The sequence below is a fragment of the Proteus mirabilis HI4320 genome, from assembly GCF_000069965.1.
GTDB lineage: Bacteria > Pseudomonadota > Gammaproteobacteria > Enterobacterales > Enterobacteriaceae > Proteus > Proteus mirabilis.
The window spans coordinates 1,131,334-1,157,425 of the sequence record NC_010554.1; the positions used below are offsets into that span (position 1 = coordinate 1,131,334).

Annotated in this window: 27 protein-coding genes and 2 pseudogenes; 12 read left to right on the forward strand and 17 right to left on the reverse strand. The window is 39.5% G+C overall.

All coding sequences use genetic code 11. The annotated features are described in order from the left end of the window. Nucleotides 1-3 precede the first annotated feature (3 nt). The 4 genes from PMI_RS05175 to PMI_RS05190 are packed head-to-tail and all read left to right on the forward strand — an operon-like array spanning nt 4 to nt 2,669. Nucleotides 4-1,014, forward strand: coding sequence for a fimbrial protein (locus tag PMI_RS05175; protein WP_004251413.1), 1,011 nt, complete (start codon nt 4-6; stop codon nt 1,012-1,014). A 12-nt stretch (nt 1,015-1,026) separates the two neighbouring features. Further along, a complete protein-coding gene (locus tag PMI_RS05180; RefSeq protein ID WP_004251411.1) occupies nt 1,027-1,560 on the forward strand; it encodes a spore coat protein U domain-containing protein in 534 nt (177 codons plus the stop codon). Between the two features lie 10 nt (nt 1,561-1,570). Further along, nucleotides 1,571-2,119: a fimbrial protein gene (locus tag PMI_RS05185; protein WP_012367843.1), complete on the forward strand. Its 549-nt coding sequence runs from the start codon at nt 1,571-1,573 to the stop codon at nt 2,117-2,119. Nucleotides 2,120-2,132: 13 nt separating this feature from the next. After that, nucleotides 2,133-2,669 carry a fimbrial protein gene (locus PMI_RS05190; RefSeq protein WP_004242654.1) on the forward strand — a complete coding sequence of 179 codons (537 nt, stop codon included), beginning with the start codon at nt 2,133-2,135 and terminating at the stop codon, nt 2,667-2,669. A 184-nt stretch (nt 2,670-2,853) separates the two neighbouring features. Here PMI_RS05190 and PMI_RS05195 read toward each other — a convergent pair whose 3' ends face one another. From PMI_RS05195 to pth, 13 genes and pseudogenes are all read right to left on the reverse strand, one after another. Next, nucleotides 2,854-3,255: a hypothetical protein gene (locus PMI_RS05195; protein WP_012367845.1), complete on the reverse strand. Its 402-nt coding sequence runs from the start codon at nt 3,253-3,255 to the stop codon at nt 2,854-2,856. Nucleotides 3,256-3,441: 186 nt separating this feature from the next. Further along, nucleotides 3,442-4,353 carry a hypothetical protein gene (locus tag PMI_RS19580; protein WP_050955846.1) on the reverse strand — a complete coding sequence of 304 codons (912 nt, stop codon included), beginning with the start codon at nt 4,351-4,353 and terminating at the stop codon, nt 3,442-3,444. A gap of 66 nt (nt 4,354-4,419) precedes the next feature. Next, the gene (locus tag PMI_RS19585; RefSeq protein ID WP_050955847.1) at nt 4,420-4,704 is read right to left on the reverse strand and encodes an RHS domain-containing protein; all 285 of its coding nucleotides are present in this window, start codon (nt 4,702-4,704) and stop codon (nt 4,420-4,422) included. 248 nt (nt 4,705-4,952) lie between these two features. Further along, nucleotides 4,953-5,489 (reverse strand): hypothetical protein, encoded by a 537-nt coding sequence (locus PMI_RS05205; protein ID WP_012367846.1) that lies wholly within the window; start codon nt 5,487-5,489, stop codon nt 4,953-4,955. A 16-nt stretch (nt 5,490-5,505) separates the two neighbouring features. Further along, entirely contained in the window at nt 5,506-5,646 is a 141-nt protein-coding gene (locus PMI_RS19255; protein WP_012367847.1) for a hypothetical protein, read from the reverse strand. A gap of 12 nt (nt 5,647-5,658) precedes the next feature. Then, a complete protein-coding gene (locus tag PMI_RS19590; RefSeq protein WP_232504914.1) occupies nt 5,659-5,868 on the reverse strand; it encodes an AHH domain-containing protein in 210 nt (69 codons plus the stop codon). A gap of 18 nt (nt 5,869-5,886) precedes the next feature. After that, nucleotides 5,887-6,030 (reverse strand): annotated as a pseudogene (locus PMI_RS19595) (RHS repeat-associated core domain-containing protein); the annotation flags it as partial. Between the two features lie 213 nt (nt 6,031-6,243). After that, nucleotides 6,244-6,480, reverse strand: coding sequence for a hypothetical protein (locus PMI_RS19600; RefSeq protein ID WP_232504907.1), 237 nt, complete (start codon nt 6,478-6,480; stop codon nt 6,244-6,246). A gap of 128 nt (nt 6,481-6,608) precedes the next feature. Then, entirely contained in the window at nt 6,609-7,091 is a 483-nt protein-coding gene (locus tag PMI_RS05215) for an immunity 26/phosphotriesterase HocA family protein (protein WP_012367848.1), read from the reverse strand. Between the two features lie 371 nt (nt 7,092-7,462). After that, nucleotides 7,463-11,455, reverse strand: a pseudogene (locus PMI_RS05220) (PAAR domain-containing protein); the annotation flags it as partial. A gap of 5 nt (nt 11,456-11,460) precedes the next feature. Beyond that, a complete protein-coding gene (locus tag PMI_RS05225; RefSeq protein ID WP_012367849.1) occupies nt 11,461-11,892 on the reverse strand; it encodes a DcrB-related protein in 432 nt (143 codons plus the stop codon). Nucleotides 11,893-12,407: 515 nt separating this feature from the next. Further along, a complete protein-coding gene (gene ychF, locus PMI_RS05230; RefSeq protein ID WP_004242658.1) occupies nt 12,408-13,499 on the reverse strand; it encodes a redox-regulated ATPase YchF in 1,092 nt (363 codons plus the stop codon). Nucleotides 13,500-13,690: 191 nt separating this feature from the next. Continuing rightward, nucleotides 13,691-14,275 (reverse strand): aminoacyl-tRNA hydrolase, encoded by a 585-nt coding sequence (gene pth / locus PMI_RS05235; protein WP_004242660.1) that lies wholly within the window; start codon nt 14,273-14,275, stop codon nt 13,691-13,693. 344 nt (nt 14,276-14,619) lie between these two features. Here pth and ychH point away from each other — a divergent pair, with 344 nt between their 5' ends. Continuing rightward, nucleotides 14,620-14,898: a stress-induced protein YchH gene (ychH, locus tag PMI_RS05240; protein WP_004242663.1), complete on the forward strand. Its 279-nt coding sequence runs from the start codon at nt 14,620-14,622 to the stop codon at nt 14,896-14,898. 237 nt (nt 14,899-15,135) lie between these two features. Here ychH and prs read toward each other — a convergent pair whose 3' ends face one another. The 3 genes from prs to lolB all read right to left on the reverse strand — a co-directional run bounded on the left by prs (nt 15,136) and on the right by lolB (nt 17,682). Next, on the reverse strand, nt 15,136-16,083 hold the full coding sequence (gene prs, locus PMI_RS05245; RefSeq protein ID WP_004242665.1) for a ribose-phosphate diphosphokinase: 948 nt from the start codon (nt 16,081-16,083) through the stop codon (nt 15,136-15,138). Nucleotides 16,084-16,171: 88 nt separating this feature from the next. Beyond that, nucleotides 16,172-17,047 carry a 4-(cytidine 5'-diphospho)-2-C-methyl-D-erythritol kinase gene (ispE, locus tag PMI_RS05250; protein WP_012367850.1) on the reverse strand — a complete coding sequence of 292 codons (876 nt, stop codon included), beginning with the start codon at nt 17,045-17,047 and terminating at the stop codon, nt 16,172-16,174. Continuing rightward, the gene (gene lolB / locus PMI_RS05255; RefSeq protein WP_004242669.1) at nt 17,044-17,682 is read right to left on the reverse strand and encodes a lipoprotein insertase outer membrane protein LolB; all 639 of its coding nucleotides are present in this window, start codon (nt 17,680-17,682) and stop codon (nt 17,044-17,046) included. Before lolB ends, ispE begins: the two co-directional genes overlap by 4 nt. 239 nt (nt 17,683-17,921) lie before the next feature. On the opposite strand from lolB, the gene hemA reads away from it, so the two are divergent. The 7 genes from hemA (at nt 17,922) to PMI_RS05290 (ending at nt 24,141) form a co-directional block, all read left to right on the forward strand. Then, the gene (gene hemA, locus PMI_RS05260) at nt 17,922-19,184 is read left to right on the forward strand and encodes a glutamyl-tRNA reductase (RefSeq protein WP_004242677.1); all 1,263 of its coding nucleotides are present in this window, start codon (nt 17,922-17,924) and stop codon (nt 19,182-19,184) included. Between the two features lie 28 nt (nt 19,185-19,212). Then, nucleotides 19,213-20,295, forward strand: coding sequence for a peptide chain release factor 1 (gene prfA / locus PMI_RS05265; protein ID WP_012367851.1), 1,083 nt, complete (start codon nt 19,213-19,215; stop codon nt 20,293-20,295). Continuing rightward, nucleotides 20,295-21,143 carry a peptide chain release factor N(5)-glutamine methyltransferase gene (gene prmC / locus PMI_RS05270; protein ID WP_012367852.1) on the forward strand — a complete coding sequence of 283 codons (849 nt, stop codon included), beginning with the start codon at nt 20,295-20,297 and terminating at the stop codon, nt 21,141-21,143. The genes prfA and prmC overlap by 1 nt, the downstream gene beginning before the upstream one ends. Further along, nucleotides 21,121-21,936: an invasion regulator SirB1 gene (gene sirB1, locus PMI_RS05275; protein ID WP_017827238.1), complete on the forward strand. Its 816-nt coding sequence runs from the start codon at nt 21,121-21,123 to the stop codon at nt 21,934-21,936. Before prmC ends, sirB1 begins: the two co-directional genes overlap by 23 nt. A gap of 57 nt (nt 21,937-21,993) precedes the next feature. Then, the gene (kdsA, locus tag PMI_RS05280) at nt 21,994-22,848 is read left to right on the forward strand and encodes a 3-deoxy-8-phosphooctulonate synthase (RefSeq protein ID WP_004242689.1); all 855 of its coding nucleotides are present in this window, start codon (nt 21,994-21,996) and stop codon (nt 22,846-22,848) included. 7 nt (nt 22,849-22,855) lie between these two features. Further along, on the forward strand, nt 22,856-23,785 hold the full coding sequence (mnmL, locus tag PMI_RS05285) for a tRNA modification radical SAM protein MnmL/YtqA (protein ID WP_004242691.1): 930 nt from the start codon (nt 22,856-22,858) through the stop codon (nt 23,783-23,785). Nucleotides 23,786-23,862: 77 nt separating this feature from the next. Beyond that, on the forward strand, nt 23,863-24,141 hold the full coding sequence (locus tag PMI_RS05290) for a type II toxin-antitoxin system TacA family antitoxin (RefSeq protein WP_004247964.1): 279 nt from the start codon (nt 23,863-23,865) through the stop codon (nt 24,139-24,141). A 169-nt stretch (nt 24,142-24,310) separates the two neighbouring features. Here PMI_RS05290 and dauA read toward each other — a convergent pair whose 3' ends face one another. Then, a complete protein-coding gene (gene dauA, locus PMI_RS05295) occupies nt 24,311-26,011 on the reverse strand; it encodes a C4-dicarboxylic acid transporter DauA (protein WP_004247967.1) in 1,701 nt (566 codons plus the stop codon). Nucleotides 26,012-26,092 lie beyond the last annotated feature (81 nt).

Here is a 26,092-nt window from a genome sequence, read left to right on the forward strand (position 1 = left end):
AAAATGAAAAATAAATCATTTTATTTCACGCTATTATTATTTTTTATTGCTATGGATACTTCTGCTGCTCGATGTCGGAATGTGTCAATCAAATATAATTTTCCAGCCCAAATAGATATTACAAATAAAAAAGTGGGAGATAAGCTTTATTCTTTTGGTGCGCCAGACGCCCCTATAAACGTTGCTGGTCAATGTCTACGTGCTAATAGTGGGGCGGGAAATACAAATGGAAATTATATTTATATTGTTGATCAATATGGATCATCACCAACATTATGCCCGACTACTGGTACAGTTGATAAAAATTCACCAGATGGATACTTGCGTTTTCGTTCAACGGGAAGTTGTGCTAATTCTTCTTGGCTACTAGTTCTTGATTATAAAATATCTGGGGTTGGCTGGACCAATTTAACAGGTCCCGGTGGTGGTACTGATTCAGGCGTTGTTTATTTACAAAAAAAGCCACCTGTAGGAAAAACGGTTATTAATCCTGTCTATATGTTGAAACGTAATTATTATTCTCGAATTGGTCAAATGGGCAATACGTTACAAAAGGAAAGCGTTGCTCTTAGTGCACCAACATCGATGACGTTGATAAATAATGCTTCTTGTGCAGTGTCTGTTAATGACGTCGCATTTGGTGAACAAACCGCTAGTGACGTAAAAATGAATACTATTGCAGGAAAAAATATAAATATTTCTTTTACGTGTAATGCTGTATTACCTGCATACACACTCAGTTTTTCTGGTAAAGATGGTGTGAATAATGCCACAACAGGGATCATTAAGGTTAAAGATAATAGTTCTGTGGGGTATCAACTTTCTTGGGCAGATAGCACGGTTAAACCCATTAATAGTGCTGTAGTTATTAATAATGTGGCAATAGCTCCGAATACAAAGCCAAAAACCAATAATTTTACTATTCCGATAAGGGTAAAACCTGTTGCGTTATCCACTCAGCCAATCCCTGGGCCGGCTAATACTGCATTAACGATTAATATAAAGTTAAATTAAATGGAGTTAACGATGGTAAAAAAATCTTGTTTTATGTTTAGCGTTATTTTATTTCCTATTTATGTTGGAGCAACAAGTTTCACCTCTAATGTTACTGGTGGAACAGTCACTTCAAATTTAAGTATGACAGTGAAAGCCTCTTGCAGTACAACGGTTGGTGATGTGACATTTGGTGACCAAAGCGCGGGTGATATTAAAAAAGGAGCTGTCGCAGAGAAGGTAATATCATTGGCTATTGTATGCGATACAAAAATGACTAATTACACATTAGCATTTACGGCGGCTGATGGTGTTAAAGATGTAGCAAATGGCATTATTAATACTAAATTAAATTCAACGGTGGGTTATCAACTTAAGTGGGGAGATTCGACCGTTAAACCTGTGGATACAGCAATTACTATTAATGGCAGTACAATTACCCCAACAAACAAGCCAACGCAAGAAAGTTTTACTATTCCAATCAAAGTTAAACCTGTTGCTCTTGGGGAGACTGTTTCTCCTGGTGCAGCAAATACGGCGTTAAACATTAAACTAACTTTCAATTAGTTGAGGGACTATGTGCAAATCTATATTGCTTACCAGCCTGTTAATCTTTATCACAAGAAGTTGTTATGGCTCTGAGTTAAATGCAACCTCAATCATTGGCGGTGCTGTTCAATCGCAATTTAGTATGAATGTAAAAATAGCTACATGCTTACCCGCTACTGTTGACAATGTTACTTTTGGAGCAGTTGATACAGCGACTATTTTATCGGGTGAAGTTGAAGGGCACTCAACACTCTTTTTGGATTGTACGGGCACAATTAAGCCACAAAGAGTTACAATACTTTTTGAACCTGCTAATCCTCATTTAACCATGGGTAGTGTGGGTTATATTGGTTCAAAAAATACCACACTTGGCTATTTTGTGTCGTGGGAAGATGAACAAATAGGTGCTATTGGTGAAGGGGTACCAATGGGGAAGGAACTTTTTTTTAAAAAAACGGATGCTTCATTGATGAAAGTTAAACTTAAAATAAAACCAGTTGTACTTCCATTAGGAGGAAAGTCCGTTCATTTGGGTAATGGAAATACCCATATAACTATCAAAATAAAATATATCTGATATGAGTTTTTGTATGAATAAAAAAATATATATGTATTTTATTATTACTTGTTTAAGTAATTTTCCTCAACCAAGTTTATCAGATGAAATCTTACCTGATGCTCAATTAACAATTTCTTTGGATGTAGTTAGAATCACTTGTGATATTAATAATGGAAAAGGATTTAATAAAATAGTAGATTTTGATGTTATCAACGAAAGTAATTTATTAGCTGGTAATCAACCAGCCGTAAAAACACAGTTTATTGTTGATTGCCAAAAAAGTGGTTTTAAACCTGAGCATATTGATATCAAAGTTAAGCCTGGTAGCCAAGGTGCATTAAATAATGGTATTGGTGGTGAACTTAAAACCAATTTATCTGGTGTAGGAATTTATTTATCATGGGCAGACTCAAGCCCAATAAATCTATCTGGAGTGAATAAAAGTTTTAGTGCAGATCTTAATAATCAATTTGATATTAGTTTTTTTGCAAAACCATATGCTCAATCTCAAATTGTTGAAAAAGGTTCACTAAAAAGTAGCATAATTATTAATGCATTATATAAGTAATTTATTTTAATCTTATTCAAAAAGGGAACGCCATATTATGTTTCCTTTATATATTACAGAGCAATTGCTGTAATATTATCATTGGGGCTAAGATCTATAATTTTGTCCCCATGAATAGAAAACTGTCTTTAGTGCTAGGGGAGTGTTCACCATACATTGAGCTATAAGTGTGAATCCCTTATTCTTATAAGCGTATTCTTTCGTGATTATTTACAAAAAGACTATGTATATCCGAACAAAATTGAGAGTTTTCAATGAAGTCAGGTAAAACTAAAACATAATAGAAAATATCATCTAACTGTATATTTATATCATATGGTCCAAAATTTGATTCAGATTTAAATTCAAATAATTTAGCTATTCCATGTAAATTAACTATCTTAGCTTCTATGCAAAAATATCCTTTATTGTCAATATCGAGGTTATAGCAAATATCTTCATGATGAAGTAACATGTTTTTATCATTTATAAAAAATAAAGATTCTTCGTTGTTGTATGAATTATATTCGTATAGATAATTTATTTTAAGGATCTCATTTAAAAAAAGAAAAAATACTTTCCGTTGGTTTGTTCGTATAAAATCCATATAATTCGCCTGTCCATTCAGACATAAAATTCTCCTATATGTAAAGCCTGACCTCCGACTACAATTAGAAAAAACTAATTATCAACCGAAGTTCAGACGCTTACACTTAAAATTATTCACTATATGACGTAATTCATCATATCTAAACTCTTCATAGAAGATTTAGAGCTTTCAATTATTAGCCCACTATAAACTAGTTATTTCTTCTATAGAATAAAAAGTACCATGCAAATGCTGATTATAATGCTCTACTCTATCAGCTAATATTATTCGATTATTATTGGTAATCCTTTTTCTAACTAATTTTGCAGCATTATACAGTTCTATTCTTAGTTTAATTAAATTAGATCTATCAGGTGAATCTTCAGAAAGATAACTTCCAATAGTTCTTAATAAACAACATATTGTATCAGACTCTTGTCGTGTCAAATATTGTTTATGTCGTAACTTTAGGTATGCATAGCAATATACCTTACTAAAGGTGTTCTTCTGATGTAGTGTTTTATTTATAGCCAATGCCATGATTAGTTTATCAGCTAAATAGCGATGTTTTAAGTAAGATCTAGCATTCTTCCATTCATTTAACCCTCTATCTATGGATAACTCAGTTTGCCGTAAATATGAATACAAGGCTAATAAAAGTTTATTATCATAGTAAATATTCATTATCGACAACCTTTTTCTGTTAAACGAGACCACCAAGATTGTTTTTTTAAACACAGTATTCTTATTATGTAGAGATAATGGCTGTTCAGTTGGTATGACCCCTGTTTTTCTTGGCCCAACGTTAGTTTCAATTATCATTTCCTTCGGAACCTCAAACTCAACATATGAACCACTTTTCCAAGATCCTATGTCTGCACCTGCCGTTTTGGGATCTCCAAACGGAGCAATCTCGATATGCACTCCTATTGGTGTTCCTCTTGCAGGGTTGATTGACTGTGTGTTTTTTATCCCTTCTAGGCCTTCAACTGAGGTATGGTGCCTTACTCTAACCATTTCCTGAGATGACAACCCCCACGGATCAATCCATCCCAACGGATTCGGCGCATATTGATACAGATTAATCCCACCCAATAATCCAATTGGGTCAGGCATAATAAAACGGCCTATCTGTGGGTCGTAGAATCTAAAGGTATTAAAATGTAATCCTGAATACTCGTATCATCCTGATACTCGCCCTACGGGCCAGCGCAAGCGCTGTTCAAATTTGTTCCCGACAAATTTGTCATTGTCAAAATACTGTCCGGCATAGCATAAGTTTTGCTCAAAGGAGGCCATCACACGTTCAGGGTCAGAGTAGAAACTTAATGGGCTATTGCGAACAAAGCCAAAGCGTTTATATTTTCCTGACCATAGCGTATTGCCTTGTGCATTGGTGACTTCAAGTGGGGCGCTGTTAATATCGCAGTGGTGCCAGTAATAATGAAAACCACTGGATTGTTTCACGATAACGGCAAGAGGGGTATAACTGCCGTGCTCTTCATAGCAATAAGTTTGATATTTATCGGTGTTGATATCCTTCTCTTGCAGTAACCGTAGTCCTAGCTAGTTTCGGCATCAGGTGCACATTAATGTTGTTTTGCGGATTTATGCAGGATAGTTTATTCTTATTTTTAAAGAACGTGTCACGTAACCTAATTTTTTTTTACCTATTATTTTCTTAATAAAAATACTACTTTGAATTATAAAGCAGACTATTCATTAACATTGAAAAATTCAATATTCAATCCCTCATCATTACATAAATCGACAAATTGTTGAGAGAGAATCATTTGCTCACAAAAAACGCTATCTCTCGCTATAAAGAAATCTTTATCACATTTATAGGTGGGAATATCGATCAATTTAGTACCATCAATAAGTTCCCTGAATGTTGTTTTCTCCTCGTCAATAATCGGAAGGTAATTATTCACCTTACATAAAAACATCGTTTCATGCGTATTTTCCACAGTACACTTATAGAATGACATTTCAGATGCAATTCTAAGTTCAAATATAGATACCGCTTTTTGCGAAAAAACAGGAACTCCGATATTAGAAGGAAAATAATCTGGTGCTCTTAGTTTATCTCTTCGCATAGTACTTTGTATTTTACCTTTTGGTTGTGAATATAAGAGAAACTTACCATTCCCTTCATTCCAAATGAAAAAACTTGATAATCTTGACTTTGGATCTGAGAAGTCAATAACTCCATTGCCTAATGAGAAACTACTAATTGTATAGATGTTCATACCCTTATCCTCGTAATCAAGCACATGTAAGTTTTCCTGTTTTAAATCCTTTACGAGCCTCATGTTGTAGGTTCAATATTTCATTTTGTATTCGGCGATAATCCCATTTTTCTTTAATTGCAACTCTTTCTAAAGCATCTAGTTTTGATTTCATCATTTCATCATTTCATCATTTCATCATTTCATTATATATTGCATGCTCTTTTGTCCAACCACGATGAAGTCCCAAATCCTGATTAGGATCTATTCCTTTTGCTACAGGAAGTCGCATCATGTTTGTTGCACCATTAATATTCATTCCTGATTGCACAAAAATAGGATGATTTCTGAGTGAATAAGGAATTAAATGCTGACGTTGGTAACCTTGGGTTGTATCCATCCACGAAGGGAAGCGATCTAGACCTAGCGGATCCACCCATACCAACGGATTAGGCGCATATTGATACAGATTAATCCCACCCAATAATCCAATTGGGTCAGGCATAATAAAACGGCCTATCTGTGGGTCGTAGAATCTAAAGGTATTAAAATGTAATCCTGAATACTCGTATCATCCTGATACTCGCCCTACGGGCCAGCGCAAGCGCTGTTCAAATTTGTTCCCGACAAATTTGTCATTGTCAAAATATTGTCCGGCATAGCGTAAATTTTGCTCAAAGGAGGCCATCACACGTTCAGGGTCAGAGTAGAAACTTAATGGGCTATTGCGAACAAAACCAAAGCGTTCATATTTTCCTGACCATAGCGTATTGCCTTATGCATTGGTGACTTCAAGTGGGGCACTGTTAATATCGCAGTGATGCCAGTAATAATGAAAAACACTGGATTGCTTCACGATAACGGCGAGTGGGGTATAACTGCTGTGTTCTTCGTAGCAATAGGTCTGACATTTACCCGTATTGATATCCTGCTCTTGCAGCAACCGTAGTCCTTGCCACACAAAATGGGTTTCATGTCGTTTCAGTGTGCCGTGAGCCCGTGACTCAACCACTTTATGAATCCGGCGACCCAGTGCATTGTTATTTCAAAGTGCTGATATCTGTAAGGCAAATATTGAAAAGCAGGGTTGCCCCTGCTGGTAGTTATGAAAAATATGCAGGTAGAGCATCTGAGTTAAGTTTAGATAGCTCCTAATAATTCTTTAATATGATAATCAGAATAAGGGATTAATTCGGGGAGTTTTTTGGCTTCTTCTTCAGATATTGAATAAGTATTATCGAAAATGTCCTTTTTTTTGCATGAATTACCAATCCCGAAAGTAAAATATACCCCTTCTACATTAATAGGGGTGTAGTTATTCTGATGCCCAATGATCCTCCAGTCACTATTGGGATATCCTTTTCTATCAAATAACCCGTAAGTATCGATTACAACGGGTTCGATTTTTCTGTTAGATTTTTTTATGTCGTCTTCGGTTATGGATGGACTAGAAGAAACGAAATCGAAAATCTCTACTACATGGCCTGTCATGATTTTTGAAATGATGCGTCCAAACCCATATGTTTCATTATTTAATTGAAAACAAAAGATATCTCCGGGTTTTACATATCTCAGCATCGTTCGTGGTTTTTTATTCCATCCCCAAAATTTAAAATCACTCATTAGCATTTCCCTCCGACTTTTCCAGAACTTTTAGTCTTACTGTCATAAGCTTCTTTAAAAGCATCAGCACGTGTATCAGTCCGGTTATGGTCAAATGAATTGTATTTGTTACCTCGGTTAGTTGACGATATATCTTCTCCGATAGTTCCTGTTCTCGTACCATATTTTTCAATATAATACTGCTCATAGCCGCGAGCTTGACCATAGTTAATATTTTCATTAAGTACTTTCATTCCTGCTCCCGGCGTTAACCGACCTGTACCAACATGTTCGATCGTTCGTCTATTAATATCATTAGTAATACCAACATAATAAGGCTCTTTTGCGCCTGAATCGAACAAGCCATAAACATAATATCCGGGAGCATCAACAGCAGTTAACCCCCAAGGATCAATCCAGCCTAACGGATTTGGTGCATAAGCATACAAATTCAACCCACCCAATAACCCAATTGGGTCAGGCATGATAAAACGGCCTATCTGTGGGTCGTAGAATCGGAAGGTATTAAAATGTAATCCTGAATACTCGTATCATCCTGATACTCGCCCTACGGGCCAGCGCAAGCGCTGTTCAAATTTGTTCCCGACAAATTTGTCATTGTCAAAATATTGTCCGGCATAGCGTAAGTTTTGCTCAAAGGAGGCCATCACGCGTTCAGGGTCAGAGTAGAAACTTAATGGGCTATTGCGAACAAAACCAAAGCGTTCATATTTCCCTGACCATAGCGTATTGCCTTGTGCATTGGTGACTTCAAGTGGGGCGCTGTTAATATCGCAGTGGTGCCAGTAATAATGAAAACCACTGGATTGTTTCACGATAACGGCAAGAGGGGTATAACTGCCGTGCTCTTCGTAGCAATAAGTTTGGTGTTTACCGGTATTGAGATCCTGCTCTTGCAGTAACCGTAGCCCTTGCCAAATAAAATGCGTCTCTTGTCGTTTAACTTGGCCACTTTCTCGGTTTTCAACGGTTTTGTGAATACGACGGCCCAGAGCATCGTAGTGGTATTGGGCTTTTATGCCTTGATTATGAGCGATAACCAGACGATTATCACCATCATAAGCATAGGTTTGTGGTGATTGGTTACGGTAACGGCGAGCAATAACATTACCATAGGCATCATACTGATAGTGCCACCCTTGAAATTGACGTAGTTTATCTCCTTGAGGACTCAGCGCTAAAGTAGGGGAGTGTTCAGCATCCATTTCGGATTGTGGGCGTTCGAGTAGATTATCCGCGCGATCGTAAAACAGCATAGCATCAAGGTTTTCACTACTGGCGACTTTTTTTAAACGTTGCTCTGAGTCATACAGGTATTCTACCCAACCTCGATAGGTGTCTTCCATGGCACCAAGATTATCTTGGGGATCATAAAACCACTTACGCCATAAAGTAATACCATTTAATGGATGTTGCTTATCACGCGAGCTGAAAGTGCTAATGGTTCGCCCCAGTTTATCGTATTGCCGATATTGGGTGAGTTCTCCTTGAGTTCGACTGATTTCACGGTGTAGGTCGTCACGTTCAAATTCAGTAAGTAACTGAGAGCGACTATCAACAAGGTGGTTGATAGCCGTGGCATGCCCAGAGCCATAATAGAGCCAGTTGAGGCTGTCACCTTGAGGTAACGTCAGACGGCTTAGGTTATTGAGTTCATCATAATTAAATTCGACGATATCGTCGCCTGTTTGTTCACGAATAATGCGGCCAAGTGCATCGTAGGTAAAGTGGACTTGATTCGCTTGCAAACCCATTTCAAGACCACGTTGATTAGGTTGTTTGCTGGCGACCAATAGGCGGTTCATACTATCCCATTGATATTGATAGCGATCAGTTAAAGTCTCTCGTTTGGCAAGGTTCCCCGCCGCATCATAGTCGAGTAATATTGTGCGTGGTGCGGATGTGAAGACTCGGTCGCCTAAGTGAGCTTCTTCAACCAGTCGCCCAGCGACGTTATAGGTGTATTGGAGTAGCGTCTCATCAGGACGTATTTCTTCGACTAACCGACCTTCGGCATCACGGTTGAGGAGATAACGCCCGCCATTGGCATTTTCAATTGAAATTAATGCACCTTGTGCATTGTAATGGTAGTGGATATGCCGAGCGAGTTTATCAATTTCTGTGGTGACGCGACCGAAGGCGTTGTATTGCCATTGACATGGGGTATTGTCATTGCGTTGATGATGAGTAAGTAATCCTGCGGCATTCCATGCCAGTTGCACGGTAGAATTATCGGGCAATATGATGCGAGTGAGGTGTCCCACCTCATCGTACTGGTACTCGGTGGCTTCCTGCAAGGCGTTGGTTTGAGAAACAACACGGCCTTCGTCATCATAACACCAAATATGTTGTTTGCCTGAGCAATCAGTATGGCGCAGTAATTGCCCACGTTTGTTCCAGAGAAACTCACTGCGTCCTTGCTTGGCATCAATGCGTATAGTGGGGCGCAATGTGGTTTTAAAGTCATAGCGGTATTCGGTGATCTGATGAAGGGGAGAAATTTCCTTAATCAGTCGCCCCAAACTGTCATACGCTAAACGCGACTCTGTGTTATCCGGCCAAAATACAGTGATAAGGCGCTCGCGTTCATTCTGATATTGCCAACGCGTTTGGTTACCATTACCATCCGTTATGCTGAGTAGTCGGCCCAATGCGTCCCATTCACTAATATGTGTATGACCCAACGCATTGCGACAACCGCAAGGTAATCCAAACTCATCCCAAATTAGCGCCGTTTTAATGCCTGTACGGTCGGTATAATGAATAATTTGGTGATCATGATTAAGTTGCCAAAATGAGGTTGAACCATCGTGCCAATAAGCGGTTCGTGTGAGGTTGATATCATCATATTCAAGACGATAGCTTTCGCCTTCGCTGGTTTTGTTTTCAATCACTTGCCAAAGATTATCTTCTGAAAGTGCCCAGCGGTATTCACTGCGTAAGCCATATTTATCGCTATGCCACGCCATAACACCGGCATCAGTCCACCCAAATTGGCGATAAGGGTGATCTGTCTGTTGCTCAACACGTATTAATTGGGCACTTTCGTTGTAAAAATAAGCGCATAGACGACGGCGTATCTGATGGGGGTTTACTTGATAGACTGCAGTAAGACGCGATACGGTCTTTTCAGCAAGTTGAAAAGATTGATATTCACACTCGATATTGAGATCACCACATCCCGTAATATGGATCAGTTGGTGGTGCTCGTTGTAATGAAACCGCTGCTCGTTTCCCACATTATCAACGATATGACTTAAACGACTATAACCTTTGTCATCAAAAGGGGGATAATGATAGCGTAGCTCACCAGCATCTTGAAACGTCCAACTGTCATCCTCATGGTGGATGATCCAGCCTTGAGCAGCTTCGTTAAAGTTACGGTGTCCGAGTGGAATGTCAGGAAATGGAAGGATATCACCGGATAGATTTTGCCAAACAAAGCCATCTTCGCTTTTAATTAGCTGGCTTTCCCAAAAGAAACTCCAACCTCGACCGAGTGCACCCTCATAGCAATAGCTACTTAAGTAATTGCGTTGCCAATAAAGTGGTAATTCCGCCTCATAGCTAAAATCCAATTCATCCTCGTCATTGAGGATTTTTTGTCCGCCAATCACTTCAACAGGGCGGGTTAAGATGCCAATGGCCGGAATAGCGAGACTAAGCCCAGTAAAAATTTTTCCATAACGACAAGCAAAGCGACTTATTTTGGCACTACCCGGTAATTTGTTCCACAACTTCGCTACTGCCCCGGGGCCTTTGGCTGCCGCTGAACCAAAACTCAGGAAACCGGCAAATAACATCGTGAGATCGGATGCGGTGGTAACCCAAGAGGGAATTTCAGGTTCAATATCTTCGGTTGCTTGTGTTCCACCGCCAATCCGGACATTGGGGGAACCTTCCATGATAGTCGCATCACAGGTGGTTTTATCACCGACCCGAGAGGCTGGAAAACCGTTGATATAGACACTACCCGAGCCTTGAGCGATTTGGCGTTCACTGTTTTCTTTATCACATTTGACGTTGCTACGGGTAGACATTGCGGCAGGCTTGCCGTTAATACGAACATTTTTGGAGCCGTCAAGGATTTCCCCACAGGGGCTTAAGGATTTTGAACCTGTTTCAACACATTTATCCCGAACCCAGTCGGCTAATAGGGTAGTTCCGTAACCGACGGCAATGGAAGCACCAATGGCAAGCACGCCAATACCAATGCAGCTTGCAGCAATACCCGCACCCATTAATACACCAGAAATCATGGCGCCACCGATGGCGATAGCAGCTCCTAATAGGGTACCGACAAGCATCCCCCACATCGATTTTGAGTGACCGATAATATCTCCAACCCTTGCCGCCTCTAACATAGTGATTATCCCCTTGGTTGAAAACTCGATAGCAAGGTATTCATCCATGTCCATTGTGTATCATTAAAAGCGTGTGGCGAGGACATGGTAAATATAAGAACTTGAGTATTAGTAAGGGGATAAACGGCCTGTATTTGATAAACTTGTTGTTTTTTGTTGGGGCGATAGCGAGAGCTGATTAAATATCCTTGGATCAGATCTTGCCCCAGCATGGAGGGTTTTTCTTCTAAGAGTTGCCACTCTTTTAATGAACGTTGTAACAGTGCTTTTTGATTAAGAATATACTCTTCAAAGGATAGGTCTTTTGCTTTATCATCTCGTGAGATATTGACCGCATGACCAGTAGGTGAAATCAGAATATTGATAGTTTGTTCTTTGTAGCCATCAGGTAATAGCACACTGCCTTCAGAAAAAATACAACGCGATTCATTATTCATTTAAATTCCTTTTAATAACCTTCTCATTGTAAATAATGCCATTATTGAGAATAATACGAAGTAGTATGTAATAAGTTAAGATCTTAGTTAAATCAATATAACGTTAAATTAAAATAAGGAAAATTCATTTTTTCTTCTATCATAGAAAATAATTTAAAAAGAAGGGTTGTGTCACAAATGAGAAGATTAAAATTATATTAATTAAGGATTGCAATGAAACTATTTAATGGGAAATTATAATGATTAAAATGTAATAAATTGTTTTTATTGAAATATACGCATTTTATTATTTTTTGATTATCAATATATAATCTATTTTATTTTTAAGTAAAAACTCATTAAATGAGTGGGATGCAAATTTAATGCATAAATTAGATATTAAATTATATTAAAGTTATTTTTTATAAAATAAAACAGCATAAACTTTCGATAAGTCTCGTAGAGTTTATGCTGCTTTTGTTAGTATTTAAACGTGAAGAAAACCGAATAATACTAAATAATAATAAAGCTATTTATTACACATTAAACAAGAAGTTCATCACATCGCCATCTTGCACGATATAATCTTTACCTTCCGCACGCATTTTACCTGCTTCTTTCGCACCTTGTTCACCACCATAAGTGATAAAGTCATTATATGAGATGGTTTGGGCGCGGATAAAACCTTTTTCAAAGTCAGTATGGATCTTACCTGCAGCTTGTGGGGCAGTTGCACCTACAGGGATTGTCCAAGCACGGACTTCTTTTACACCAGCGGTAAAGTAAGTTTGTAAATCGAGTAACGCATAACCTGCACGGATAACACGGTTTAAGCCCGGCTCTTCGATGCCTAAATCTTGCATAAACTCTTCGCGCTCTTCATCGTCTAGCTCTGCAATATCTGCTTCGATAGCAGCACAAACAGGAACAACAACAGAGCCTTCGGCTTCAGCGATTTTACGTACCGTATCAAGATAAGGATTATTTTCGAAACCATCTTCATTGACGTTAGCAATATACATGGTTGGTTTCAGGGTTAAAAAGCTTAAATAACGGATAATCGCTTTTTCTTCATCACTTAAATCTAATGCACGCAACATACCGGCTTTTTCTAAGTGCGGTAAACATTTCTCTAAAACTTCCATCTCTGCTTTAGCAACTTTATCACCACCTTTGGCTTTTTTCTGATTACGATGCATTGCTCGTTCACAGGTATCTAAGTCAGAAAGCGCTAATTCGGTATTAATTGTTTCAATATCTTCAGCAGGATCGACTTTACCCGCCACATGCACAATATTGTCATTTTCAAAACAACGCACGACATGGCCGATAGCTTCAGTTTCGCGGATATTGGTAAGGAATTGGTTACCTAAGCCTTCACCTTTAGATGCACCTTTAACCAAACCTGCAATATCAACAAACTCCATTGTAGTGGGTAACACTCGTTGTGGTTTTACAATTTCTGCTAACTTATCTAAGCGAGGATCAGGCATGGGTACAACACCTGTATTTGGCTCAATAGTACAGAATGGGAAGTTGGCTGCCTCAATACCTGCCTTAGTTAAGGCATTAAACAGTGTAGATTTCCCTACGTTAGGCAGACCGACGATACCACATTTAAATCCCATAAACGTTCACCTTGTCACATAAAAAACAACAGGAAAGGGGGAGCTCCTGTTGTGTGCTGTTAAAAAAATTGGCGCTATTATAGAACAAATCCCTGTTTGATTAAATCATCAGGGATTAATTGCGCAAAAGAAAAGGGCATGGCATTGCCCAGTTAACTTATTTGATACACTAATAGCTTTATTGATAGGGGTTAAGCTTTAAAGCTATGTAAACGATTAATGGCTTTTTCGTAACCATCACGCATCAGAATATCTGTACAAGCAAGGGCTTCATCAATTGCATCATCAATAAGTTTTTGCTCACTTGTTGGTGGTTTACCTAACACAAAACCGACCACTTTGTTTTTATCACCGGGATGACCAATCCCAATACGTAATCGATAAAAATTGGGGTTATTGCTAAATTTACTCTGAATATCTTTTAGTCCGTTATGGCCACCATTACCGCCACCCAATTTCATTTTTACCACACCCGGTGGTAAATCCAGTTCATCATGTGCAACCAATATTTCATCGGGTTGAATACGATAAAAATTTGCCATCGCTAATACCGCTTTACCACTTAAATTCATAAAAGTGGTAGGGACTAATAAACGAACATCATTACCATTTAAATTAATACGAGCAGTATAGCCGAAGAATTTGCTCTCTTCTTTTAGAGATTGTTGATGACGTTGAGCCAATAAATCAACATACCAAGCACCCGCATTATGGCGAGTCTGGGCATAATCAGCACCGGGGTTGGCTAACCCGACGATAAGTTTAATTTTACTCACAATTGCCTTTCACTGTTATCGTCTTAAAAGAAAGCATCTAGTTTACCTTTCTCTGTCAAGAAGCACAAAATAGATTGTCATGATTATTTTGTTGAAATCTTTCTAGGAGAGAATACTTATTATTTATAGGGCAAAAAGAGCGAAACAGGCGTATTAGCACCGATAAATGATTTATAAAAGCAATAAAACACATTTTTTGCAAAGAATTGTCAATAATTTTCAGAGCATGTGATCACTGCGACAATACCTTTTTAGTCTTTATGGCTATAATAACTGCAATGAATAAAAGGTTATTTGATGTATTTTGGTGTTGAATCGTCTGACGACGCGCTTGGAGGTGCAACATGAAATATAAACATGCTTTTGCCGTTGGCAATTTATTGATGGCTATCGGTATGGTGCTTATGCTCGGTAGTCTTGGTTATAATCTTCTTAGCCATATTTTTCCATTAGGACTACCTGATATTTTATCTGATGCTTCGCTAATGGGGATCTTTATTGGTGCACTTGTTTGGTTAGCAGGGGCTCGTATTGGTGGTAGAGAAACCGTTGCAGAAAGATATTGGTGGTTGCGTAATCATGACGAACGTTATCGTCGCCATGATAATCATCGTTATCCATAACAGTGTGGGCATCAATAAAATATAGATAAAATCATAATTCATAATAGAGTAAGAATAGATAATAAGTAACTCATTGTCGTTAATATGCAGATAATACATATCTAAAGACCCGCTGATAAAGTGATAGCGGGTTTTTTATTGTTTAAATATTTTATCTTAAAAAGATAACAAAAAACCCGCTATAACATAGGCTATAGCGGGTTTAATTATCTCAAAGTACGATATTAAATCGACAAATTAATGTTCGAACATCGCAGAAATTGACTCTTCATTACTGATACGACGAATGGCTTCAGCCAACATACCAGACAAGGTCAATGAGCGGACTTTATTTAATGCTTTGATTTCTGCTGACAATGGAATTGTATCGCAGACAACCACTTCATCAATAACAGAGCTTCTGATGTTCTCAACAGCATTACCAGAGAAAATAGGGTGAGTCGCGTAAGCAAATACACGTTTAGCACCACGTTCTTTCAGCGCTTCTGCTGCTTTACATAATGTACCACCTGTATCGATCATATCGTCAACAAGGATACAGTCGCGATTAGCAACGTCACCGATAATATGCATAACTTGAGAAACGTTAGCACGAGGGCGACGTTTATCAATAATTGCCATATCAGTATCATTCAGAAGTTTAGCGATAGCACGAGCGCGAACAACACCGCCAATATCTGGAGAAACAACAATAGGGTTGTCCAATTCTTTTTGAAGCATATCTTCTAAAAGGATCGGGCTGCCGAAGACATTGTCAACCGGTACATCAAAGAACCCTTGGATTTGTTCTGCATGTAAGTCGCAGGTTAAAACACGGTCTACGCCTACACTAGATAAGAAATCCGCAACAACTTTAGCCGTGATAGGAACACGGGCTGAACGAACACGGCGATCCTGACGGGCATAGCCGAAGTAAGGAATAACAGCAGTGATACGACCAGCGGAAGCTCGACGTAATGCATCAACCATGACCACTAATTCCATTAAGTTATCATTAGTTGGTGCGCAGGTTGATTGAATGATAAAAACATCACCACCACGTACGTTTTCGTTGATTTGCACACTGACTTCACCGTCGCTAAAACGACCTACAGCAGCGTCTCCTAAGCTAGTATAGAGTCGATTGGCAACACGTTGAGCCAGTTCCGGGGTTGCGTTACCAGCAAAAAGCTTCATATCGGGCACGAGAAAAACCTCAGGCTTGCGTCCAGAGAGAGATATTGTTGACCTGTAAAGAACGTGTTTATCAACATAGGGTTTGTAAACATCATAGTTACGGGTGCAATAACACAGGTATCCTTGAGCGGAATAAATGCACAGGGGAAATGTTAACGCCTTGCGCCACAAATCCGTGCACCCACTCAGGGGCGTTAATTAACACTTCACTAGCGGCCTCTTGCGATTCAAACTCACCGAATACACAAGCACCTGTCCCAGTTAAGCGTGACGGTGCATATTCTAACAGCCACGAAAGCAGATATTCAACCTCACGAAAACGTTTTCTTGCGATCATTTCACAGTCATTTGCAAACGGAGCCTGTAATAATGCGCCCAGAGAGCGAATAGGCGAATTACGTTTTAATTCTGGATCTGTGAAGATTGTCGGGGTTGGGATAGAAATTCCGGGGTGAGCAACTAAATACCAACACTCTTTGGGTGATGCTGGGGTTAATATTTCACCAATACCTTCAGCAAAAGCGGCATGCCCTTTAACAAATACCGGCACATCTGCGCCTAACGTCACGCCGAGTGTGGCTAATGTTTCATCGCTTAGGCCTGCTTGCCAATGGTAATTAAGGGCTATCAGTGTTGTCGCAGCATTGGAAGAGCCTCCCCCTAAACCTCCTCCCATGGGCAGTTTTTTATCAATACTAATATCTGCCCCTTGATAGCGTAGGGGAATATGGTGCTGATAGCAGTATTGACGTAATAATTTGGCTGCTTTAATAATCAGATTATCTTCATCTGCAACCCCTTCAACGGGGGTTAAGATGGTTAACTGCGTATCATTACGGGGCGTAAAAGTTAGCGTATCGCCATAATCTAAAAATTGAAATAAGGTTTGTAGATTATGGTAACCATCGGGGCGTTTCCCGGTAATGTAGAGAAAAAGATTTAATTTGGCAGGAGAGGGCCAACTTAGTGTCATTGCTGTATATCCCAGTTATCCATTTTTAATTTTATCGTGCGTTCACCTTGTTTTAATTCAAGGCGCTGTGGCAAGTTCGGTGTTATTGCGGTGTCATAGGATTGGTAGGTTACCACCCAATCACCTTCTGGGGTTGGCCATGTAACCGATTTTAAAAGATGATTTGCATCGAGTTCAAAATCCGTGGCATCACCCGGTAAACCAATTAACCAAGCGCGTAAATTTTTTAAAGGGATCACCATACCGGTGAGCTGATAAATCATTTCAGTTGGATTGTCACTATAATACTTTTTACCACCATTATCAGTCACTTCAATCACACCAGGCATCACATTTAAGTCTAGCTCTGTCGTCCCCAATGGATTGGTTAAAAGTAAGCGATAGCGATCGGTATCTTTATCTTGCCAATAGAAACGTGCGTAAGTTTTATAGGTGCCTTCAATGTAAGCGAAGGCGCCACGTGTCTCATATTGTGAAATCTTATTTAATGCTTGTTGACGCGATTGCCATTGAACATCGTTATCTGACGCTGAACCTTGTGTTTGTATATTATTTAAATTACATGCACTTAGTAGCAGCGCAGCTAGCGGAAGGAGACGCAAAAGTGATTTGGTTGGAAAAATGCGTGAGCGCATAGCTGAGATATTCCTTACATTCGTTCTTTGTTGCAAAAAAGCGTATCATAAACGCGAAGATATAACGATATTTCGTTAAATAGTCGATTGAATTTGCCTATCATACAAGTAAGCACTTTTATTGAAAGAGTTCATCAAGTAGAATGGCGGCAATGAAGAGTCCATACTAAATGCGCTGTTTTAGGTTTATACTAAGTCAAGTCGCGAGTCGGTATTTATTCATAACTCAATTATAAGATATGACGTTATTAGCATTAGGTATTAATCACAAAACAGCCCCCGTAGCGTTACGTGAGAAAGTCTCTTTTTCTCCTGATACCATGGGTGACGCCTTAAATAACTTGTTACAGCAACCTGCTGTAAGAGGTGGTGTAGTGCTGTCTACTTGTAACCGTACTGAGCTTTATCTGAGTCTAGAAGATAAAGAAAATAGCCATGAACAACTGATCAGTTGGTTATGTCAGTATCACCAAATTGAGCCTCATGAGCTTAAAAATAGTGTTTATTGGCATCAAGATAATCAAGCAGTGAGCCACCTGATGCGCGTTGCTAGTGGTTTAGATTCCTTGGTATTAGGTGAACCGCAAATTTTAGGGCAAGTCAAAAAAGCGTTTGCCGATTCTCAAAACTATCACTCGCTCTCTTCAGAGCTGGAACGCCTGTTTCAGAAATCCTTTTCAGTTGCGAAAAGAGTGAGAACAGAGACCCAAATTGGTGCTAATGCTGTTTCTGTCGCTTTTGCTGCCTGTACTTTAGCGCGCCAAATCTTTGAGTCATTATCATCATTGACTATCTTATTGGTCGGTGCGGGTGAAACGATTGAATTAGTGGCGCGTCACTTACGTGAACATCAAGTCAAAAAAATCATTATTGCTAATCGCACCAAAGAGCGAGCGCAACGTTTAGCGAATGAAGTTGACGCTGAGGTTATCACTTTATCTGATATTGATGAGTCACTTTCTCAAGCGGATATTGTGATCAGTTCAACAGCAAGTCCGTTGCCTATTATTGGCAAAGGCATGGTAGAAAGGGCGTTAAAGAAACGTCGTAATCAACCAATGCTACTCGTTGATATTGCTGTGCCTCGTGATATTGAACAAGATATTGAAAAACTGAGTAACGTTTATCTTTATAGTGTTGATGATTTAGAAGCTATCATTCAGCATAACCGTGAACAGCGCCAAGCCGCAGCCATTGAAGCTGAACATATCGTGCAACAAGAGAGTGGCCAATTTATGGATTGGTTACGTGCTCAAGGTGCTGTCGGGGCGATTAGAGAATATCGCGATAGTGCAGAAATGTTACGTGCAGAAATGGCAGAAAAAGCGATTGCATTGATACAAAATGGCGCTGATGCAGAAAAAGTGATCCAACAGCTTTCTCATCAGTTGATGAATCGCCTTATTCATACACCAACCAAATCTCTTCAACAGGCTGCCAGTGATGGTGATATTGAACGCCTGAATCTCTTACGTGAAAGTTTGGGTATTACCCATAATTAACTTTATCTAACAGGATCTTAATCTACGAATGAAGCCTTCTATTGTCGCTAAGTTGGAAGCTCTACAAGAGCGTTATGAAGAAATTCAAGCACTTCTAGCAGAAGCTGATGTTATTGCCTCTCAGGAGCGTTTTCGTGCGCTTTCAAAAGAGTATGCTCAATTAACGGATATCACATCTTGTTATCGTCAATGGCGAAAAGTGCAAGATGATATGGAAGCGGCAGAAATGATGCTTGATGATCCTGAAATGAAAGAGATGGCTCAAGAAGAGCTAAAAGAAGCACAAAGCGTCAATGAGGAGCTAGAACAGCAACTTCAAGTGCTGTTATTACCTAAAGATCCTGACGATGAGTTCAACTGTTTCCTTGAAATTCGTGCCGGAACGGGTGGTGATGAAGCCGCACTTTTCGCCGGTGACCTATTCCGTATGTATAGCCGTTATGCCGAAGCACGTCGTTGGCGTATTGAAGTGATGAATGCAAACGAAGGCGAACATGGCGGTTATAAAGAGATCATTGCCAAAGTGATTGGTGATGGTGCTTATGGGGTACTGAAATTTGAATCAGGCGGGCATCGTGTACAACGCGTGCCGGAAACAGAATCTCAAGGACGCATTCATACTTCTGCTTGTACAGTTGCGGTATTGCCTGAAGTGCCAGAAGCTGAATTACCTGAAATTAGCCCAAGTGATTTACGTATTGATACTTTTCGCTCATCAGGGGCGGGTGGTCAGCACGTAAATACCACGGATTCGGCCATCCGTATTACGCATATCCCGACGGGCATTGTGGTAGAGTGTCAGGATGAGCGTTCTCAACATAAAAACAAAGCGAAAGCGATGTCAGTATTAGGTGCGCGTATTCGTGCTGCCGAAGTACAAAAACGTCAAGAAGCCGAAGCATCTGAACGCCGTAACTTATTAGGTTCAGGTGATCGTTCTGATCGTATTAGAACTTATAATTTCCCACAAGGTCGCGTGACGGATCATCGCATCAACCTTACTCTTTACCGGTTAGATGAGGTGATGGAAGGTAAACTAGATGCACTTATTCAACCTATTGTCACTGAATATCAAGCCGATCAGCTATCCGCTTTATCTGAGCAAGATTAATGAATTATAAACAATGGCTGCATCAAGCAGCCTTGCAATTAATTGATAGTGACAGCCCAAAGCGGGACGCAGAAATTCTATTAGGGCACGTAACAAAGCGTGCTCGTACTTATTTGATTGCTTTTAGTGAAACTGTACTTTTAGAAGATGAACAAGTGCAATTGTCATCCCTCCTTGCTCGACGTATAAAGGGCGAGCCTATCGCTTATTTAGTAGGAGAGAGAGAATTTTGGTCACTACCTTTAAAAGTCTCTCCTGCAACACTTATCCCTCGGCCCGATACCGAATGTCTAGTTGAAAAAGCATTAGAGAAACTCTCTGCACAAGCAAGTCGAATTTTAGATTTAGGTACGGGGACAGGGGCTATTGCCTTAGCGATAGCTTCGGAACGTTCTGACTGCCGTGTCCTTGGTGTTGATTTTCAACCAGAAGCGGTAGCATTAGCGATAGAAAATGCACAACATTTGGCACTTAGCAACGTAGAATTTACGGAAAGTTGCTGGTTTAGTTCACTCTCTGGTTATCAATTTGATATGATAATCAGCAATCCTCCTTATATTGATGAAGAAGATGAGCATCTTTATCAAGGAGACGTTCGCTTTGAGCCATTAACCGCATTGGTCGCGGCAGATCATGGTTTTGCTGATATTGAGCTTATTATTACAAATGCCCGTCAGTTTTTAGCTAATAACGGTTGGGTATTAATAGAGCATGGTTGGCAACAAGGTGAAAGAGTACGTAATATTTTTATTGATAAGGGTTACTGCTGCGTGGAAACTTTCCGTGATTACGGCGGTAATGAGCGAGTGACAGTAGGTCGTTGGAATGATGATAGAAACCATAGCTGATTACGAATTTAACAAAGCCCCTTTGGTTAAGGGTATGATCCTTATCTCTCAGGCAATTCGCCCAGATTTTCCAGTCACTTCAGTTGGCTATCAATTGGCACAGCTGGTGGAGCAAGCAGAAGCGGAAATTCCCCACCAAGCCAGTATACAAGAGAGAATTGATGCACTGCTGAAGCTATTTTATAAACAATGGCATTTCAGTGGTGCAAGTGGCAAATATTGTCTTTCTGATACGTTATGGTTAGATAAAGTATTGGCCACTCATATTGGTTCACCTGTGTCATTAGGTTCCATTTTAATTTATATCGCACAGGCAATAAATTTACCGTTAGCGCCAGTTATTTTTCCTACACAGTTAATTATCAGAATAGATATTCCGAATGAAAAACCACTTTTCTTAAATCCCATTAATGGTGAATATCTTTCTCGCCATACTTTAGACGTTTGGCTAAAAGGTAATGTAGGCAGTACATCTGAGCTATCAGCATCCGATCTAGAAGAGTCAGAACACAGTTCTATTATTCGCAAGTTATTAGATACACTCAAAGTCTCTTTAATGGAAGAAAAGAAGATGGAGCAGGCACTTAAGACCAGTGAAACGGTATTATTGTTTGATCCAGAAGATCCCTATGAAATACGTGATCGTGGGCTGATTTATGCTCAATTAGAGTGTAATCATGTGGCATTGTCTGACCTTAACTACTTTGTTGAACAGTGTCCGGAAGATCCCATTTCAGAGATGATTAAAATTCAAATTCATTCAATAGAACAGCATCCTGTTGTTTTACATTAAAATTTAATCCCGTACTGGGTATATAACGGTACATGGCAAAATAAGATAGGAATAGATATGCAACATAAAGTGGTGAGTATTGGTGATATCAAGGTAGCAAATAATTTACCCTTTGTGCTCTTTGGTGGCATGAATGTATTGGAATCGCGCGATTTAGCCATGCGTATTTGTGAGCATTACGTCACGGTTACTCAAAAATTAGATATTCCTTATGTATTTAAGGCCTCTTTTGATAAAGCAAACCGCTCATCTATCCACTCTTATCGTGGACCGGGTCTTGATGAAGGAATGAAAATTTTCCAAGAGCTAAAAGAGACTTTTGGGGTAAAAATTATCACTGATGTTCATGAACCTTCACAAGCTCAGCCTGTATCTGAAGTCGTTGATGTTATTCAGCTACCGGCATTCTTAGCGCGTCAAACCGATTTGGTTGAGGCAATGGCTAAAACGGGTGCTGTAATTAACGTGAAAAAGCCACAGTTTGTTAGCCCTGGTCAAATGGGAAATATCGTCGAGAAATTTAAAGAAGGCGGTAACGACCAAGTGATTTTATGTGACCGTGGTAGTAATTTTGGTTACGATAATTTAGTGGTCGATATGCTAGGTTTTCATGTCATGATGCAAGCCTCAGAAGGGGCTCCAGTGATTTTTGATGTTACCCACTCACTACAATGCCGTGATCCATTCGGTGCGGCTTCTGGTGGTCGTCGTGGACAAGTCGCTGAGTTAGCTCGTGCAGGTATGGCAGTGGGTCTGGCAGGGTTATTTCTTGAAGCTCATCCCGATCCTGATCATGCCCGCTGTGATGGCCCATCAGCTTTACCATTAGCTAAATTAGAACCTTTCTTAGCTCAAATTAAAGCGATTGACTCTCTGGTAAAAAGCTTCCCTGAGTTAGATACCAGTAAATAAACTTGTTATGCAACTACACACTGTAGTGAATATGTTCGGCGCTGATCTCCAGCGCCGTTATCATGAAAAAATCCACAAAATAACCCTTCATGGTGGTTTTAGTTGTCCTAATCGAGATGGCACATTAGGACGAGGAGGGTGTACATTTTGCAATGTCTCTTCTTTTGCTGATGAGCAAACGCAATATCACTCTATTGAAGAGCAAATCGCCTACCAAGCTAAGCATATTACCCGTGCTCGCCGTTATTTAGCTTATTTTCAAGCCTATACTAGTACCTATGCAGAAGTAGAACATCTACGAAAAATGTATGAAAGTGCATTATTACAAGCCAATATGGTTGGATTATGTGTTGGGACACGCCCTGATTGTGTGCCCGTCAGTGTGTTAGATCTACTGCAAGGCTATTGCGAACAAGGTTATGAAGTATGGTTAGAGTTAGGATTACAAACTGCACATAATAAGACATTAAAGCATATTAATCGTGGTCATGATTTTCAATGTTATCAAGCAACCACAAAAGAAGCGCGTCGCCGAGGTTTAAAGGTGTGTACGCATCTTATTATCGGTTTACCTCGTGAAGATCATCAGTTAAATATGCAAACCTTAGAGCAGGTAGTAGAAACCGGTGTTGATGGACTAAAATTACACCCTTTACACATAGTTGAGGGGAGTACGATAGCCAAAGCATGGAAAGCAGGGCGTATTAGTGCATTAACACAACAACAATATGTTTATACTGCTGGTGAAATAATCCGTCATACTCCTGCAGAAGTTATTTATCATCGTGTTTGTGCCAGTGCCAGAAAACCTACTTTATTAGCCCCTGAATGGTGTGAAAATCACTGGTTGGGTATGAATGCACTCTATCAATACTTATTAGAAAAAGGCGTACAAGGTAGTGGGATAAATAAGCCTTTTGTGGCTAATTGTAAATAATTATCCACTCAACATAAAATCACTTGTCACTTTTTTAATCATACTGTACGCTTTGAATCTGTACAAAGGAGGTTGCTATGGCTCAAGCACTAGTAGAAAACAGTGAACGAGTGTCAATTCGTATCACTACAGAAGATAAATCACTGCTGGTTCGTGCTGCTAGTTTGGAAAATACAAACTTAACAGAGTTTGTACTTCGTAATATTGTACCTGTGGCTCGGCAAGTTATTGAAAATAATGAGCGTTTAAAATTATCAGAAAAAGACACATTACGTGTTATGGAACTTTTAGATAATCCACCAAAGCCTAATGCTAAACTACTTGCAGCGGCTTTTGCTCTACCGGACAATGCATGACAATACCAAATTGATTAAATCCCCCTTTTTCTTTATTAATTTCCTTTAAAACCATTTATACTGCACTTTCAATGGCAAATAAAATATAAATAATAACTTAATAATTAAGCCCTTAATTAAATAGTGTAAATTAAGGGCTTAAAGATTTTTATAATTAATAATTAAAAAACTACTGAATTAATTCCATATCATCCAGCGCTTTTTGTAGCGAAGGATAAAAATTAAGTGTGCCATCAATTGGCGTTACTCGTGCTCTTGCTAATGTCTTTAATGGCTGGAAGGGAATATCACAAACAATAATATGAGTATCATGTTGCACATCCGCCACAAAGTGTTGGAAAGCATGTAATCCCCCTGCATCTAATACAGGTACTGCATCCCACTGCATAATAAGAGTTTTATATCCTTTACTACGTTCACGTAATTCATTAAAAATACGCTCGGCGGCAGCAAAGAATAGCGGACCATTAACACGCACAACTAATAATTGTTTATCATCATCAGTATAAGTTGATTCTGTTATTTTCGTCATATTAGCAATACGACGCATAAATAATAAAGAGGCTAATACGATGCCGATAGTGATCGCAATAACCATATCAAACAGCACGGTAAGCGATAAACATAATACTAAAACGATAATATCGTCTTTTGGTGCATGACGAATAAGATCGATAACTTTACGAGCTTCACTCATATTCCATGCAACAATTAATAACAATGCAGACATTGCTGCTAATGGTAAATAAGAGAGAAAAGGCGCTAAAACCAGTAAAGTTACTAAAACTAATAAAGAGTGCACAATCGCAGATACAGGGGACGTTGCACCGGCACGTACGTTTGCCGCTGAGCGGGCAATAGCCGCAGTTGCGGTGATCCCACCAAAGAAAGGCGCTACAATATTACCAATACCTTGACCGACTAACTCACCATTAGAGTGATGTTTTTTCCCCGTCATACCATCAAGCACCACAGCACAGAGGAGTGATTCAATCGCACCTAACATTGCCATTGAAAAAGCGGCGGGTAATAACGCACTGACCGTGCTCCAATTTAATGCAATAGACTCACCACTACTGGGTAAATTCCACGGTAGCACAAATTGTGGCAGGATCGGCGGAATACCTTGTCCTGTTGAACCATCAGGCAATAGATAGCTAAATTGTGAACCAATGGTGGCAACATCATGGCCAAATAAATTAACTATCCCCATAACAGCCGTACCGGCAATTAATGCTGGTAAATGACCAGGGAGGCGTAAATTCAATTTAGGCCAATAAATTAATACTAAGAGGGTGGTTACGCCTATTAATGTATCTCCAAGATGGATTGTCGGTAGAGCGGCACCTAGAGCAATTACTTTATCAATATAGGTTTCTGGGACATGCGACATTTCTAAACCAAAGAAATCTTTGATCTGCATGGTGGCGATAGTGATGGCAATCCCCGAAGTAAATCCTAATGTGACAGAAACGGGAATATATTCAATGAGCTTACCAAAACGAGCTAACCCCATAACCACTAAAATAATCCCAGACATCAAAGTGGCAATTAATAGCCCACTTAAACCAAATTGCTGTGAAACAGGATAAAGTATCACCACAAAGGCGGCAGTAGGCCCTGAAACACTGTAGCGAGAGCCACCTGTTACAGCGATAATAATACCGGCAATAGCTGCGGTATAAAGACCGTATTGCGGGGGAACACCGCTACCAATAGCCAATGCCATTGCCAGTGGTATTGCGATAATGCCGACGGTGATCCCTGCAATAATATCTTTTAATAAACGGGCAAAAGAGTAAGGCTCTTTTACACATGCATCAATAAATGCACTAAAGGGGCGAACCCGGTTAACTTTATGCGTTTTCATTTAGGCTTAAACCAAAATAAGAAGTCAAATGCCGAATAAAGGCGATAAAAAAGAGCAGAAAGGATATCGCTTTTATTTGCT

What these genes read in the sequence shown, in the direction of transcription:
- PMI_RS19580 (WP_050955846.1), bottom strand. Translation starts at nt 4,353, where the DNA reads ATGCCTGACCCAATTGGATTATTGGGTGGGATTAATCTGTATCAATAT.
- sirB1 (WP_017827238.1), top strand. Translation starts at nt 21,121, where the DNA reads ATGATGATAGAAACCATAGCTGATTACGAATTTAACAAAGCCCCTTTG.
- PMI_RS05175 (WP_004251413.1), top strand. Translation starts at nt 4, where the DNA reads ATGAAAAATAAATCATTTTATTTCACGCTATTATTATTTTTTATTGCT.
- PMI_RS05185 (WP_012367843.1), top strand. Translation starts at nt 1,571, where the DNA reads ATGTGCAAATCTATATTGCTTACCAGCCTGTTAATCTTTATCACAAGA.
- ychF (WP_004242658.1), bottom strand. Translation starts at nt 13,499, where the DNA reads ATGGGATTTAAATGTGGTATCGTCGGTCTGCCTAACGTAGGGAAATCT.
- PMI_RS05215 (WP_012367848.1), bottom strand. Translation starts at nt 7,091, where the DNA reads ATGAGTGATTTTAAATTTTGGGGATGGAATAAAAAACCACGAACGATG.
- ychH (WP_004242663.1), top strand. Translation starts at nt 14,620, where the DNA reads ATGAAATATAAACATGCTTTTGCCGTTGGCAATTTATTGATGGCTATC.
- PMI_RS05195 (WP_012367845.1), bottom strand. Translation starts at nt 3,255, where the DNA reads ATGGATTTTATACGAACAAACCAACGGAAAGTATTTTTTCTTTTTTTA.
- PMI_RS19255 (WP_012367847.1), bottom strand. Translation starts at nt 5,646, where the DNA reads ATGATGAAATCAAAACTAGATGCTTTAGAAAGAGTTGCAATTAAAGAA.
- PMI_RS05190 (WP_004242654.1), top strand. Translation starts at nt 2,133, where the DNA reads ATGAATAAAAAAATATATATGTATTTTATTATTACTTGTTTAAGTAAT.
- PMI_RS05180 (WP_004251411.1), top strand. Translation starts at nt 1,027, where the DNA reads ATGGTAAAAAAATCTTGTTTTATGTTTAGCGTTATTTTATTTCCTATT.
- PMI_RS19590 (WP_232504914.1), bottom strand. Translation starts at nt 5,868, where the DNA reads ATGGATACAACCCAAGGTTACCAACGTCAGCATTTAATTCCTTATTCA.
- lolB (WP_004242669.1), bottom strand. Translation starts at nt 17,682, where the DNA reads ATGCGCTCACGCATTTTTCCAACCAAATCACTTTTGCGTCTCCTTCCG.
- PMI_RS05290 (WP_004247964.1), top strand. Translation starts at nt 23,863, where the DNA reads ATGGCTCAAGCACTAGTAGAAAACAGTGAACGAGTGTCAATTCGTATC.
- PMI_RS05225 (WP_012367849.1), bottom strand. Translation starts at nt 11,892, where the DNA reads ATGAATAATGAATCGCGTTGTATTTTTTCTGAAGGCAGTGTGCTATTA.
- prmC (WP_012367852.1), top strand. Translation starts at nt 20,295, where the DNA reads ATGAATTATAAACAATGGCTGCATCAAGCAGCCTTGCAATTAATTGAT.
- PMI_RS05205 (WP_012367846.1), bottom strand. Translation starts at nt 5,489, where the DNA reads ATGAACATCTATACAATTAGTAGTTTCTCATTAGGCAATGGAGTTATT.
- ispE (WP_012367850.1), bottom strand. Translation starts at nt 17,047, where the DNA reads ATGACACTAAGTTGGCCCTCTCCTGCCAAATTAAATCTTTTTCTCTAC.
- hemA (WP_004242677.1), top strand. Translation starts at nt 17,922, where the DNA reads ATGACGTTATTAGCATTAGGTATTAATCACAAAACAGCCCCCGTAGCG.
- kdsA (WP_004242689.1), top strand. Translation starts at nt 21,994, where the DNA reads ATGCAACATAAAGTGGTGAGTATTGGTGATATCAAGGTAGCAAATAAT.
- dauA (WP_004247967.1), bottom strand. Translation starts at nt 26,011, where the DNA reads ATGAAAACGCATAAAGTTAACCGGGTTCGCCCCTTTAGTGCATTTATT.
- prfA (WP_012367851.1), top strand. Translation starts at nt 19,213, where the DNA reads ATGAAGCCTTCTATTGTCGCTAAGTTGGAAGCTCTACAAGAGCGTTAT.
- mnmL (WP_004242691.1), top strand. Translation starts at nt 22,856, where the DNA reads ATGCAACTACACACTGTAGTGAATATGTTCGGCGCTGATCTCCAGCGC.